Here is a 14,198-nt window from a genome sequence, read left to right as displayed (position 1 = left end):
ACGGTTGATCGTCGGAACTACCATGCCAGATATGACGGAGAACACACCGGATCGAGCACGTACTCGGTTCCCGGGGATCAGTTCCCGGGCCTACGAACACCCGGCGGACCGTTCGGCGCTGGTGGCGCTGCGCTCGCTCTCCGGGTTCGACGTCGTGCTGCGCAAGCTGTCGGGGCTGGTCAACGAGCGGGCCCTGCGGCTGATGTTCCTCGGCGGGACGGTGCGCGTAGGCGAGGACCAGTTCCGCCACATCTACGACATGGTCCGCGACGCCTCCTACATCCTGGACATGCCGGAGGTACCGGAGCTTTACGTCCGGCAGGACCCGACGCCGAACGCGATGGCGCTCGGCTCCGACCACCCGTTCATCGTGCTGAACACCGGCCTGATCGACCTGCTGGACGAGGAGGAGCTGCGGTTCGTCGTCGGGCACGAGGTCGGGCACATCCTGTCCGGGCACGCGGTGTACCAGACGATGATGCAGGTCCTGCTGCAGCTCGGGGCGCGGCTGGCGTGGCTGCCGCTCGGCAACGTCGGCATCGCGGCGATCATCATCGGGCTGCGCGAGTGGTTCCGCAAGGCGGAGCTGTCCTCGGACCGGGCCGGGCTGCTCACCGGGCAGGACCTCGACGCCGCCAAGCGGGTCAACATGAAGCTCGCCGGCGGGACGCGGCTCGGCGAGATGAGCAGCGAGGCGTTCCTGCAGCAGGCGCGCGAGTACGACGCGGCCGGCGACGTGCGGGACGGGCTGCTGAAGTTCATGAACCTGCTCGGGCAGTCGCACCCGTACGCGGTGATCCGGTTCGCCGAGATCGACCGCTGGGCGCGCAGCGGCGAGTACGAGCGCATCCTCGCCGGGGACTACGCGCGCCGCGAGGACGACGGCAACGCGTCGGTCCGCGACGGCATCAAGGAGGCCGCGCAGTCGTACCGCGAGTCGTGGGAGCGGACGGCCGACCCGTTCGTGGGCAAGGTCCGCGACATGGCCGACGCGGCCGCCGGGGCGGCGGGCGGGCTGTTCGACCGGTTCACCCGGCGCGACAACGGGCCCACCACCGGCAACTGACCGGGCACCGGACCAGGGCCGCCGCGACACGGACGCGGCGGCCCTTCGCCTTCTCCGTCAGAACGGGGCGGGGAGGAGGAGCTCCACGTTGCGGTCGGCGGCCTCGCCGCGGCGGTTCTCCTCGCGGTCCTGCCAGTCGTTGCCCGCCAGCTCGCGCGACAGCGACGCCAGCCTGACCGGGTCGGTGAGCCGGCCGCCGTAGGAGGCCGGGCCCGCGGAGTCGATGATCGTCGCGAAGACCGACAGGGTGCCGTCGCCGTTGTCGGCGAGCTCGACGATGCGGCTCTGCTGCGGGAAGTCGATGTGCGCGGCCGTGTTGACCTCCCAGAACCCCCCGCCGCCCTTGCGCGCGTGCGGGATGACCTGGTTGCGGTGCGTGTGGCCGTTCACCCACAGGACGACGTTCGGGTAGCGCAACAGGAGCGCCTCGACCTCGTCCCCGAGGACGCGGTCGCCGCCCAGCGGGTTCTCCAGCGAGCCGATGGGGTGGTGGCTGAACAGGACGAACAGCCTGTCCTTCGCCGCGTGCTTCACGACCGAGCCGTCCGGGGCGATGTAGCGGCTGCTGCCGGCCTTGAGCTGCGCCTCCAGCCACGCGAACTGCTTCCGGTCGAGCGAGCCCTCGGAGTAGCCGTTGGGGTTGACGGTGTCGAGGACGAGCCCGCGCACGACGCCCTTGTCGAAGGCGTAGTAGGCGGTCCTGTCGCGCAGGTTGGCGGGGGTGAAGCCGTGGCCGCGCAGGGACGCGGAGGTCTTGAAGTGCTCGGCGACGACCTCGGCGCGCGACAGCATCCGGCGGTTCGCGTCGGGGGTCACCGGCCTGAACAGGCCGCCGGCGCCGCCCTGCTCGCGGCTGAGCCGGACGAGCTCGGCCGCGTCGCCCCCGCTCATCATGCGGGCGAGGCGCTCGGCCTGGCCCGCGTCCGCCGGGGCGCCGATCTTGATGCCGCCGGTGGCGAGGCCGGTGACCAGCGGGTTCGTCGGCAGGTTGCCCTGGACGAGCCCGTCGTGGTTGCCGAACGCGGCCAGCCACGGCGCGTCGAGACCGGTCGCCTGGAACGGCCGGCGCGCGGCGTCGATCAGGCCGTGCACGCGCGGGAAGCCGTACCGGGTGCTCGGCAGGTCGGCCTCGGCGCCGGGCGGCGCGCCCTCGGGGTGCCAGAACGACCGGTCGTAGGACGCCCAGTCCATGACGCCCTCGTACCGGTTCGGGTCGCCGGAGTCGGGGCGGATGCGCCCGCCGTCCAGCAGGTCGATGATCCAGCGGATCTCGTTGTACTGGACGTTGTCGGCGGCGTCGCCGGTGTTGATGGTGAAGGCGAGGCCGAGCCCGGTCGCAGGCCCGCGCCCGACGCTGTTCATCGCCTGGACCATGGCCTCGGCGACCTGCGTGGAAAGGATCTCCTGCGGCCGGTACGCGCCCTCGACCGGCAGGACGGACAGGCCGTCCTTCAGCCGGTCGACGAACTCGACGCGGGCCGGGGACTGCGCGTCGATGACGTGCACGTCGGTGAGGTGGCCGAACGCCAGGACGCCGCGGCGGGTGACCGCGCGGCGCGCGGACGCCGCGCCGCCGAGGTCGCGGCGCAGCAGGTGCGGCTCCCCCGGCCCGGTGGTCACCTTGCGGTACCCGCCGGCGCCGGCGGCGCCGAGCAGGTACGTCCGGTCGATGGTGGTGCCCGCAGTTGGACCGCGCAGCGCGGGCGCCGCCGCGGCGGCGGGGCGCGCGGGGAAGGCGGCCAGTCCGGTGGTGGCGATCCCCGCGCCGAGGGCGGCGCCCTGCAGGACGCGGCGGCGGCTGTACTGACGAGTCACAATCGTGAATCAGACCACACCCGTACACGTGACATCAATGGCAAAAATGTCACAAATCCGGACCTCAGCCGCGCACGTGTCCCTCCCCGGTCACCACGTACTTGGTGGACGTCAGCTCCGGCAGCCCCATCGGGCCGCGCGCGTGCAGCTTCTGCGTCGAGATGCCGATCTCCGCGCCGAAGCCGAACTCCTCGCCGTCGGTGAAGCGCGTCGAGGCGTTCACCATCACGGCCGCCGAGTCGACCAGCGCGACGAACCGCTTCGCGGCCGGCTGGGACGTCGTGACGATCGCCTCGGTGTGGCCCGATCCGTACCGGCGGATGTGCGCCACGGCCTCTTCGAGCGAGTCCACCACGCGGGCGGCGATGTCGAGCGACAGGTACTCGGCGTACCAGTCGTCCTCCGTCGCCTCCACGACGTCACCACTGTAGGAGCGGACGCGGTCGTCGCCGTGCACCGTCACACCGGCGCCCTTCAGCGCCTCAAGCGCGCGCGGGACGAACGTGTCGGCGATGTCGGCGTGCACCAGGAACGTCTCGGCGGCGTTGCACACCGAGGGACGCTGCGTCTTGGCGTTCAGGAGGATGTCCAGGGCCATGTCGACGTCCGCGGCGGCGTCGACGTACACCGCGCAGTTGCCGACGCCCGTCTCGATCACCGGGACGGTCGACTCCTCCACCACCGAGTTGATCAGCGAGGCGCCGCCGCGCGGGATCAGCACGTCCACCAGGCCGCGCGCCCGCATCAGGTGCTTCACCGACTCCCGGGACGTGCCCGGGACCAGCTGCACCGCGTCCGGCGGGACCTCGGTCCCGGTGAGCGCGCCCTGCATCACCTCGACCAGCACCGAGTTGGAGTCGTACGCCGAGGACGAGCCGCGCAGCATCGCCACGTTCCCGCTCTTCAGGCACAGCGCGGCGGCGTCGACGGTGACGTTCGGGCGGCCCTCGTAGATGATCCCGACGACGCCGAGCGGCACCCGCACCTGCCGCAGCTCCAGGCCGTTCGGCAGGACGTTCCCGCGCACCGTCTCCCCCACCGGGTCCGGCAGCGCGGCGACCTCGCGGACCGCGTCGGCGATCGCGGCGATCCGCGCCTCCGACAGGCTCAGCCGGTCGATCATGTACTCGGAGGTGCCGTTCGCGCGGGCCCGCGCGACATCGCCCTCGTTCGCCTTGACGATCTCCGGGGCGGCGGCGACCAGCGCCTCGGCGATCCGGTGCAGCGCCGCGTCCTTCGCCGACCGCGGCAGCGGAGCCAGCCCGGCGGCGGCATCCCCGGCGCGCCGCGCCACCCGCAGGAACTCCTCGCGCTCGTCGCTCATCAGCAGGCACTCCCTGTCATCACAGAATCACCAGATGGTCGCGGTGGATTATCTCGCGTTCGTACTCGGCGCCCAGCTCCCGGGCCAGCCAGCGCGTCGAGCGCCCCATCAGCTCGGGGATCTCGGACGCGTCGTAGTTCACCAGGCCGCGGGCGACGACCGCGCCGCCCGCGTCGCACAGGTCGACCGGGTCGCCCGCGGCGAAGTCGCCGTCCACGCCGGTCACCCCCGCCGGGAGCAGGGACTTGCGGCGCCGCACGACCGCCTCCACGGCGCCCGCGTCCAGCATGACACGGCCCTGGCCCGTCGTCGCGTGCGCCAGCCACAGGTCGCGGGTCGACATGCGGCGCCCCGCGGCCGGATGGAACAGCGTCCCGACCTGGTCGCCCGCGAGCGCGTGCGCCGCGGACGCGGCGTTCGTCAGGACCACGGGGATGCCCGCGATCCGGGCCGCCTCGACCTTGGTGACCATTCCGCCGGTGCCGACCCGCCCGGACCCGCCGAGCTCGACGCCGCCGAGGTCGTCCGGGCCGCGCACCTCGTCGACGCGGCGGGTCCCCGGGCGGCGCGGGTCCCCGGTGTAGAGGGCGTCGACGTCCGACAGCAGGACCAGCGCGTCCGCGCGGATCAGGTGCGCGACGAGCGCGGCCAGCCGGTCGTTGTCGCCGAACCGGATCTCGTCGGTGGCGACCGTGTCGTTCTCGTTCACGATCGGCAGCACGCCCATGGCGAGCAGCTGCGCGAGGGTGCGCTGCGCGTTGCGGTGGTGCGAGCGGCGCATCATGTCGTCGGCGGTGAGCAGCACCTGCCCCACCGTCAGCGCGTACCGGGCGAACGAGGAGGTGTAGCGGGCGAACAGCAGGCCCTGCCCCACGCTCGCCGCCGCCTGCTGGGTCGCGAGGTCGGGCGGGCGGCGGGTCAGCCCCAGCGGGCCGAGCCCCGCCGCGATCGCGCCGGACGACACGAACACGATCTCGGTGCCCTCGGCGCGGCGCGCGGCGAGCACGTCCACCAGCGCGTCGATGCGGTTCGCGTCGATCGTGCCCTGCGGCGTGGTCAGCGAGGACGACCCCGCCTTCACCACGATCCGCCGCGCCTTCGCGACCCCCTCACGCCCACTCATGCCCCTGCTCCTCGCATGTCCTGCTCCTTGTGGGGGGACGACCCCCCACACCCCCCGGATCGCTCCGCTCTACCCTGCCCCTGTGGGGGGACGACCCCCCACACCCCCCCCGGATCGCTCCGCTCTTTTTAGGACCAGCCGTCCAGACGGCGGTCGGTGCCGCGCGGGCCCCTCGTGCCCTCGCCCGCCGCCACCTCCGGCTCCCAGTCGAAGACGATCGAGTCGTCGGGCGTCCCGATCAGGACGGTGGCGCCGCCGGTGGCGCCCGCCTGGACGAGGGCGTCCTCCACGCCGAGCCGGGCGAGGCGGTCGGCGAGGTAGCCGACGGCCTCCTCGTTGGCGAAGTCGGTCTGGCGCAGCCAGCGGACCGGCTTCGTCCCGGTGATCAGGTAGGTGTTGTCGCCGAGGGTCTTGACCTCGAAGTCGGTGTCGCCGCCGGCCGGCTCGGGCCGGATGACGATGCGGGTGGGCTCCGCCGCGGGCAGCGACGCGCGGTACTGCGTCACCATCGCCGCCATCGCGAACGACAGCTCCCGCAGCCCCTCGTGCGACGCCGCCGACACCTCGAACACGCGCAGGCCGCGGGCCTCGAACTCGGGCCGCACCATCTCGGCGAGGTCGCGGCCGTCCGGCACGTCCACCTTGTTCAGGACGACGATGCGGGGGCGGTCCGACAGCGGGCGGTCGCCCAGCACGCGGTCGTAGGCCTTGAGTTCGCGCTCGATGACCTCGAAGTCGCTGACCGGGTCGCGGCCCGGCTCCATCGTCGCGCAGTCGAGGACGTGCGCGAGGGTGGAGGAGCGCTCGATGTGGCGCAGGAAGTCCAGGCCGAGGCCGCGGCCCTCGCTGGCGCCCTCGATCAGGCCCGGCACGTCCGCGACCGTGAACGTCGTGTCACCCGCGCTCACCACCCCGAGGTTCGGGATCAGCGTCGTGAACGGGTAGTCGGCGATCTTCGGCTTGGCGGCCGACAGCGCGGCGATCAGCGACGACTTGCCCGCGCTGGGGAAACCGACGAGCGCGACGTCGGCGACGCTCTTCAGTTCGAGGACGACGTCGCGCTCCTCCCCCGGCTCGCCGAGCAGCGCGAACCCGGGCGCCTTGCGCTTGGCCGTCGCCAGCGCCGCGTTCCCGAGACCGCCGCTGCCGCCCTTGGCGATCACGAACCGGGTGCCCTCGCCGACCAGGTCCGCGAGGACGGTGTCGCCCGACTTCACGACGGTGCCGTCGGGGACGGCCAGGATCACGTCGTCGCCGTCGGCGCCCGTCCTGAGGCTGCCCTGGCCCGGCCTGCCGTTGCCCGCCTTGCGGTGCGGGCGCCGGTGGTACTCGAGGAGGCTCGCGGCGTTGGAGTCGACGACGAGGACGACGTCGCCGCCGCGGCCGCCGTTGGCGCCGTCCGGGCCGCCGAGCGGCTTGAACTTCTCCCGGTGGATCGAGGCGCAGCCGTTGCCCCCGTTGCCCGCCGCGACGTGCAGCACCACCCGGTCGACGAACTGCGCGCCCGATCCCGCTCCAGCGGCCACGGTGACTCTCCTCAGGAACCTCGGTAAGAACGGCGAAGGGGCGGACCGGAAACGGTCCGCCCCTTCGAAAAAGTCGCTGTCCCCGGCGGACTATTCCGCCGGCGGGACGACGCTCACCGCGTTGCGCCCGCGGTAGCGGCGGAACTGCACCGCACCGGCGACGAGCGCGAACAGGGTGTCGTCACCACCGCGGCCGACGCCCGGGCCGGGGTGGAAGTGGGTGCCGCGCTGGCGGACGATGATCTCGCCGGCGTTGACGACCTGGCCGCCGAAGCGCTTCACACCGAGGCGCTGGGCATTGGAGTCGCGACCGTTACGGCTGGACGATGCGCCCTTCTTGTGTGCCATGAGACCGCTCTCCCTTACTTCTTGCCGGTCTTGATACCGGTGATCTTGACCTCGGTGTAGGGCTGGCGGTGACCCATCCGCCGCTTGTAACCGGTCTTGTTCCGGTAGTGCATGATGTTGATCTTGGGGCCCTTGACCGCGCCGAGGATCTCGGCGGTCACCTCGTAGCGGGCGAGGTCGGCCGTGGCGCTCACGACGTCGTCGCCGTCAACGACCAGCAGGGGCTGGAGCTTGATGGTCGACCCGACGTCACCGGCCAGCTTGTCGACGGTCAGCACGTCGTCGACGGCGACCTTTTCCTGCCTGCCGCCTGCGCGGACAATCGCGTACACCGCGGAAACCCTTCGTCTGCGCGCGCTTCCGGAGTGAACCGGCCCCACGCGTGGCTAACCAGCCCCCGGACGGGGGCCTACCCCCGGCACCGGGCCGAGGGCGGCACACCAGGGAGACCCTGGCGCTCTCTGCTTGCCCTCACCGGATCGGCGAGGTGAGCACCGATCGATCCCCGGACGGGGCTCGCGGTGCGGGTTCGGGCGACGCGCCCACGGCGCGCCGAAGTCCAAGGGTACCGGATGCCCTGACCGGAACGCGAACGCGTCCGGCCAGGGCTCGCGGCCTCGTCAGTCCGAGGACTCGCCGCCGTCGGCGGCCTGCGCCGCCGCCGCGCGGGGGCGGCGGGTGCGGCGCCGGGGGGCGGGCTCGGCGGCGTCCTGGTCGCCGGCGGGAGCGGAGCCGTTGGACTCGGCGGCGGGCGCGCCGGCGGTCACCCCGGCCCCGTTCAGCTCGGCGTCCGCGGCCTGCCCGGCGACCGGCTCGCCTGGCGCGGGCTCGCCGGCGTCCGGTTCGGCGCCGTTCGGCCCGACCGGCACCGGCTCGGCGGAGTCGAGCGCGCCCGGGGCGGTGTCCGCGGTCTCCTCGGCGGCCTCGGCCGCCTCCACGGCCGCCTGCGCCGGGGCCTCGTCGATCTCGGGCGGCGGGCCGGCCGGGCGCTTGGCGGGCCCGGACTTCTTCGGCCGCGAACGGACCGGCTCGGCCTTGGCCTCCGCGGCGGGCGCGGGCTCGGCGGCGGGCGCCTTCGCCGACTCCCTCGCGGACACCTTCGCGGGCTCCGGCGAGGGCTCCGGCGAGGGCTCCTCCGCGGGCTCCTTCGGCTTGGCCTCGTGCCGGGAGAGCTTCTCCTCGACGGCCTTCTCGACCTCGCCCTTGCGCTTGCGGCGGCGTCCGGACTCCTTGCCCGCGGCCTTCTCGGCCTTCGGCTCGACCGGCGTCAGGTGGACGTGGATGCCGCGGCCGTTGCAGGACTCGCAGGTCTCCGAGAACGCCTCCAGCAGGCCCTGGCCGACCCGCTTGCGGGTCATCTGCACCAGGCCGAGCGAGGTGACCTCGGCGACCTGGTGCTTGGTACGGTCCCGCGAGAGGCACTCGACGAGGCGGCGCAGGACCAGGTCCCGGTTGCTCTCCAGCACCATGTCGATGAAGTCGACCACGATGATGCCGCCGATGTCGCGGAGCCGCAGCTGGCGGACGATCTCCTCGGCCGCCTCCAGGTTGTTGCGGGTGACGGTCTCCTCGAGGTTGCCGCCCTGCCCGGTGAACTTGCCGGTGTTGACGTCGATGACCGTCATCGCCTCGGTGCGGTCGATCACCAGCGAGCCGCCGGACGGCAGCCAGACCTTGCGGTCCATCGCCTTGGCGATCTGCTCGTCGATGCGGAACGCCGACAGGGCGTCCTGGTCACCGGTCCAGCGCTCGACGCGGTCGGCCAGATGCGGGGCGACGTACTGGACGTACTCGGAGACCGTGTCCCAGGCCTCGTCGCCGGACACGACGAGCTTGGAGAAGTCCTCGTTGAAGATGTCGCGGATGACCCGGATCGTCAGGTCGGGCTCACCGTAGAGCAGGGACGGCGCCGAGGCCGTCTTGACCTTCTTCTGGATGCTGTCCCACTGGGCGGCGAGGCGCGAGACGTCGCGGGCGAGCTCCGCCTCGGTCGCCCCCTCGGCCGCGGTCCGGACGATCACGCCGGCGTTCTCCGGCATGACCTTCTTCAGGATCGACTTGAGGCGGCTGCGCTCCTTGTCGGGCAGCTTGCGGCTGATGCCGGTCATCGAGCCGTCCGGCACGTACACCAGGTAGCGGCCGGGCAGCGAGACCTGGCTGGTCAGCCGGGCGCCCTTGTGTCCGAGGGGGTCCTTGGTGACCTGGACGAGCACCGACTGGCCCGACTTCAGCGCCGACTCGATGCGGCGGGGCTGGCCCTCCAGCCCGGAGGCGTCCCAGTTCACCTCGCCCGCGTACAGCACGGCGTTGCGGCCCTTGCCGATGTCGACGAACGCGGCCTCCATCGACGGCAGGACGTTCTGGACCTTGCCGAGGTAGACGTTGCCGACGTACGACTGGTGCGTCGCCCGGTTGACGTAGTGCTCGACGAGCACGTCGTCCTCCAGGACGGCGATCTGGGTGCGCTCGCCCTCCTGCCGGACCACCATGACGCGCTCGACGGCCTCGCGGCGCGCCAGGAACTCCGCCTCGGTGATCACCGGCGGGCGGCGGCGGCCCTGCTCGCGGCCCTCGCGGCGGCGCTGCTTCTTGGCCTCCAGGCGGGTCGAGCCCCGCACGGACTGGACCTCGGCCTCGGCGTCGGCGCGCTCCTCGCGGGCCGTGCGCACGTGGACGACGGTGTTCGGCGGGTCGTCGGAGCCGGTGCCGGTCTCGGCGTCGGCCCCGGTCCTGCGCCTGCGGCGGCGACGGCGGCGGCTCGTGCCGCCCTCGGAGTCGTCCTCGCCCTCGCCCTCGGCGGCGCCCTGCTCGGGCTCCTCGGCCTTGGGCTCCCTGTCCTGCTCCTTGGCCTTGGACGACTTGCCGCCCTTGGCCGCCTTGCCCTTGGCGGACTTGGCGGGCTTGGCGGGCTGCTCTTCCTTGGGCTCCTCGGCCTCGGCCTCGGCGTCCTCGGCCTGCCCGTCGTCCTCGGCGCCCTCCTTGCCTCCCCGGCCCCGGCCGCGGCCGCCGCGGCGGCGGCGACGGCGGGACGGGCGGTCATCGGAGTCGTCCTCGTCCGCGGGCCCGTGGTCGAGGTCCTCCTCGCCGGCGGCGGCCTCGGCGGGCTCGGGCTCGGCGGCCTTCGGCCGGGCGGGCGCCTCGGTCTTGGGCTGCGGCGGCTGGAAGACGACCATCGGGGGCTGGAACGTCACGCCGGGGACGCCGACGCCGCTCGCGGGCTCGATCTCCGACACCTGCTCGGGGGTCGGCTGCTCGCCGGCGACCGGGACGGCCGGAACCTGCGGCACGGCGGGGACCTCGGCGGCGGCCTTGGCGGTGCGGCGCCGGGTGCGGGTGCGGGGGGCCTGCGCCGCCTCTTCGGCGGGCTGCTCGGCGGGGGCCTCGGAGGCCTGCTCGGCGGAGGCCTCGGGGGCCTCCGGCGAGGTCTCGGCGCCCGTCATCGGGACGGGCTCGGCCGTCTCGGCGGCGGCCTTCGTGGTCCTGCGGGCGCGGGTGCGGGTCCGCTTGGGCGCCTCGGCGGGCTCCGCAGCGGAGGCGGCCTCCCCCGCGGAGGCGGGCTCCTCGGCGGAGGCGGGCTCGTCGGCGGAGGCGGGCTCCGGCGGCGCGGCGGGGGCCGCGGCGGCGGTGTCGTCCACGTCGGGCGGCGGGCCGGCGGGCCGGCTCGCACGGCGCGGACGCGAGGTCACGCCCGCGCCGCCGCTCTCGGCGTTCTCGACCTGCGCGCCCTCGGTCCGCGCGGTCTCCGCGTTCTCGTTCTCAACGGTCCCGTCGTCGGCGTCTTCGGCCGGGGCCGCGTCGGCTTCGTTCTCAAGCATCCGGGCAATCTCCCGTCAGGCTCCCGGGCGCGTCCGCCCGCCCCGCCAGGGCGGGACGTCGCGGTGCGCCGCGCGGGAGCACCTCGTCAGTCGGTGCCGTCACCGCCGGACGGTGGTCCGGCCATGACGACGAAGTCGTCGGGGGCGCGCCTTCCGTACCCTGCGGGACCGGTTCCGTGCCTCCACGGCTTCGGTCCCACGGTCAGGCGCTGACGACATCCGCGCTCGCGGGGTCCCCGGGCCGCGGCCGGTCATGGCCGCGAGCCGTCTCGGCGTCGTCGCCGGACGGCAGGGCGGTCTCCCGGTCGGGATCCAGGGGATCCGCGATGCCACCGGTGCCCGCGTCGAGGGGCCCCTGCGCCAGCCTGGTCACCAGCGGCGGTGACGGCGGCGCGAGGTCGGCGACCTGGCGCAGTCCGGTGAGGATGTCGTCGGGTCGAACGGCGGGTGTGGAATGCCGAACAACCATTCGAAGTATCGCACAAGGGGCATCCGCCGCCTCGGCGGCGCGCCGGTCCAGCTCGCAGGCGGACACGGCGGCGCGCACGTCGAAACGGCGCCGTCCCTTCTTCGTGAGACGTTCCACCTCGATGCTCTCGGCGCCCATGAAGACGGCCACGGCGTCGGCGGCGTCGCCCTCGGCGACACCGTCCAGCCGGATCCGCCATTCGGACGCCTCGAGCCGATCGGTGAACGCGCCCGGCTTCACCGGGGCGTCGCCGCGTCCCGCCCGTACCGGCACGACGTCGAGGACGTCGAGTCCGGGAGGCAGGGCCGCGTCGAGATCGGCTCGCACCCGCGCAGGGTCGCGGGTCTCGGTCAACCCGAGTTCGAGGTATTCGGCCTCACTGGCCACCCCTGTCGCCGCCGCACCCGCGTACGAGATCTTCGGGTGGGGGGTGAATCCGGCACTGAACGCGACAGGGATCCCGGCGCGCCTTACGGCGCGTTCCACGGCCCGGGAAATGTCGCGATGGCTCGTGAACCGCAGCCTGCCCCGCTTGGCGTAGCGGACGCGCAGTCGCTGGGTCACGGGGGCCGGCGCCGGACCCTCCGGCATGGGTGGCAGGGTTCTGGTCCTTCCTACTCGTGTCGAGTCGAAATAAAGGTCTCCCTATAGAGTACGGGGCGCCGGACCCGGTTCCGCCAGGCACCGGCCCCGTACGCCTGGAACCCTTACGGTTCAGGGGTTTCCACGGACGAATCCGGTTACACCACGTTGAGCGGGAGAAGCTTCCTGCCGGTGGGGCCGATCTGGATCTCGGTGCCCATCGTGGGGCAGACGCCGCAGTCGTAGCAGGGCGTCCAGCGGCAGTCCTCGACCTCGGTCTCGTCGACGGCGTCCTGCCAGTCCTGCCAGAGCCACTCGCGGTCGAGCCCGGCGTCGAGGTGGTCCCAGGGCAGCACCTCGACCTCGTCGCGCTCGCGGACGGTGTACCAGGCGAGGTCGACGGGCTCGCCGGCCAGGGCCTTCTCGGCGCAGGCCGTCCAGCGCTCGTAGGAGAAGTGCTCGCTCCAGCCGTCGAAGCGGCCGCCGTCCTCCCAGACGGCGCGGATGACCTTGCCGACGCGCCGGTCGCCGCGCGACAGCAGGCCCTCGACGATCGACGGCTGGCCGTCGTGGTAGCGCAGGCCGATGGCGCGCCCGTACTCCTTGTCGCCGCGCAGGGCGTCCTTGAGGGCGCGCAGGCGGCGGTCGACGGTCTCGTGGTCGCACTGCGCGGCCCACTGGAACGGGGTGTGCGGCTTGGGCACGAACCCGCCGATGGACACGGTGCAGCGGATGTCCTTGCGGCCCGTGGCGTCCCGGCCCGCCTTGATGACCCGCTTGGCCATGTCGGCGATGGCGAGGACGTCCTCGTCCTCCTCGGTGGGCAGGCCGCACATGAAGTAGAGCTTGACCTGCCGCCAGCCGTTCTCGTAGGCGGTGGTGACGGTGCGGATCAGGTCGTCCTCGGAGACCATCTTGTTGATGACCTTGCGCATCCGCTCGGAGCCGCCCTCCGGCGCGAACGTCAGGCCGGAGCGCCGGCCGCCGCGGGAGAACTCGTTGGCGAGCGTGATGTTGAAGGCGTCGACCCGCGTGGACGGCAGCGAGAGCGAGGTGTTGGTGCCCTCGTAGCGGTCGGCGAGGCCCTTGGCGACGTCGCCGATCTCGCTGTGGTCGGCGCTGGAGAGGCTGAGCAGCCCGACCTCCTGGAAGCCGGACTCCTTGAGCCCCTGCTCCACCATGTCGCCGATCGTGGTGATCGAGCGCTCCCGCACCGGACGGGTGATCATCCCGGCCTGGCAGAACCGGCAGCCGCGGGTGCAGCCGCGGAAGATCTCCACGCTGAACCGCTCGTGCACGGTCTCGGCGAGCGGGACCAGGGGCTTCTTCGGGTAGGGCCACTGGTCGAGGTCCATGACGGTGTGCTTCTCGATCCGCCACGGGACGCCCGGACGGTTCGGCGCGACCCGCTGGATGCGGCCGTCGGGCAGGTAGGTCACGTCGTAGAAGCGCGGGACGTACACCCCCCCGGACGCGGCGAGGCGCATGAGCAGGCCGTCCCGCCCGCCGGGCTCGCCCTCGGCCTTCCACTCGCGGACGACCTCGGTGATGGCGAGGGCGATCTCCTCGCCGTCGCCGAGCACCGCGGCGTCGACGAAGTCGGCGATCGGCTCGGGGTTGAACGCGGCGTGCCCGCCCGCGACCACGATCGGGTGGTCGGCGGTGCGGTCGGCGGCCTCCAGCGGGATGCCGGCGAGGTCGAGCGCGGTCAGCAGGTTGGTGTAGCCGAGCTCGGTGGAGAACGACACGCCGAACACGTCGAACGCGGCGACCGGCCGGTGCGCGTCGACGGTGAACTGCGGGATGCCGTGCTCCCGCATGACGGCCTCCATGTCGGGCCACACCGAGTACGTCCGCTCCGCGAGCACGCCCTCGCGCTCGTTGAGGATCTCGTAGAGGATCTGGACGCCCTGGTTCGGCAGCCCCACCTCGTAGGCGTCCGGGTACATCAGCGCCCACCGGACCGCGGTCTCGTCCCAGTCCTTGAGCTGGGAGTTCAGCTCGCCGCCAACGTACTGAATCGGCTTCTGCACGCTCGGGAGCAGCGGCTCCAGGCGCGGGAAGAGCGACTCGACCGGCATGACGGAACCCTCCGTGCAGGGGACGTGGGATGAACGTCCAGCCTACGCG

Annotated in this window: 10 protein-coding genes; 1 reads left to right on the top strand and 9 read right to left on the bottom strand. The window is 73.0% G+C overall.

All coding sequences use genetic code 11. The annotated features are described in order from the left end of the window. The first annotated feature begins 31 nt into the window (after positions 1 to 31). A complete protein-coding gene (locus tag FKD65_RS35160) occupies positions 32 to 1,066 on the top strand; it encodes a M48 family metallopeptidase (RefSeq protein WP_141582972.1) in 1,035 nt (344 codons plus the stop codon). Positions 1,067 to 1,123: 57 nt separating this feature from the next. Here FKD65_RS35160 and FKD65_RS35155 read toward each other — a convergent pair whose 3' ends face one another. The 9 genes from FKD65_RS35155 to FKD65_RS35115 form a co-directional block, all read right to left on the bottom strand. Further along, the gene (locus FKD65_RS35155) at positions 1,124 to 2,881 is read right to left on the bottom strand and encodes a TIGR03767 family metallophosphoesterase (RefSeq protein ID WP_141582969.1); all 1,758 of its coding nucleotides are present in this window, start codon (positions 2,879 to 2,881) and stop codon (positions 1,124 to 1,126) included. 64 nt (positions 2,882 to 2,945) lie between these two features. Then, entirely contained in the window at positions 2,946 to 4,205 is a 1,260-nt protein-coding gene (locus FKD65_RS35150; protein WP_141582967.1) for a glutamate-5-semialdehyde dehydrogenase, read from the bottom strand. A gap of 19 nt (positions 4,206 to 4,224) precedes the next feature. Further along, positions 4,225 to 5,328 carry a glutamate 5-kinase gene (gene proB, locus FKD65_RS35145; RefSeq protein WP_141582965.1) on the bottom strand — a complete coding sequence of 368 codons (1,104 nt, stop codon included), beginning with the start codon at positions 5,326 to 5,328 and terminating at the stop codon, positions 4,225 to 4,227. Between the two features lie 128 nt (positions 5,329 to 5,456). Next, on the bottom strand, positions 5,457 to 6,854 hold the full coding sequence (obgE, locus tag FKD65_RS35140; protein WP_141582963.1) for a GTPase ObgE: 1,398 nt from the start codon (positions 6,852 to 6,854) through the stop codon (positions 5,457 to 5,459). Positions 6,855 to 6,944: 90 nt separating this feature from the next. Next, positions 6,945 to 7,202: a 50S ribosomal protein L27 gene (rpmA, locus tag FKD65_RS35135; RefSeq protein WP_067640985.1), complete on the bottom strand. Its 258-nt coding sequence runs from the start codon at positions 7,200 to 7,202 to the stop codon at positions 6,945 to 6,947. Positions 7,203 to 7,216: 14 nt separating this feature from the next. Next, on the bottom strand, positions 7,217 to 7,534 hold the full coding sequence (rplU, locus tag FKD65_RS35130; protein ID WP_141582961.1) for a 50S ribosomal protein L21: 318 nt from the start codon (positions 7,532 to 7,534) through the stop codon (positions 7,217 to 7,219). A 288-nt stretch (positions 7,535 to 7,822) separates the two neighbouring features. Continuing rightward, positions 7,823 to 11,017: an Rne/Rng family ribonuclease gene (locus FKD65_RS35125; RefSeq protein WP_141582959.1), complete on the bottom strand. Its 3,195-nt coding sequence runs from the start codon at positions 11,015 to 11,017 to the stop codon at positions 7,823 to 7,825. A gap of 202 nt (positions 11,018 to 11,219) precedes the next feature. Continuing rightward, on the bottom strand, positions 11,220 to 12,077 hold the full coding sequence (locus FKD65_RS35120) for a TIGR03936 family radical SAM-associated protein (protein WP_141582956.1): 858 nt from the start codon (positions 12,075 to 12,077) through the stop codon (positions 11,220 to 11,222). Between the two features lie 149 nt (positions 12,078 to 12,226). After that, positions 12,227 to 14,149 carry a TIGR03960 family B12-binding radical SAM protein gene (locus FKD65_RS35115; RefSeq protein WP_141582954.1) on the bottom strand — a complete coding sequence of 641 codons (1,923 nt, stop codon included), beginning with the start codon at positions 14,147 to 14,149 and terminating at the stop codon, positions 12,227 to 12,229. Between the last annotated feature and the right edge of the window lie 49 nt (positions 14,150 to 14,198).

Source organism: Actinomadura sp. WMMA1423, from assembly GCF_006547145.1.
Taxonomy (GTDB): Bacteria; Actinomycetota; Actinomycetes; order Streptosporangiales; family Streptosporangiaceae; genus Spirillospora.
This window is presented reverse-complemented; position numbering and strand designations above follow the sequence as displayed.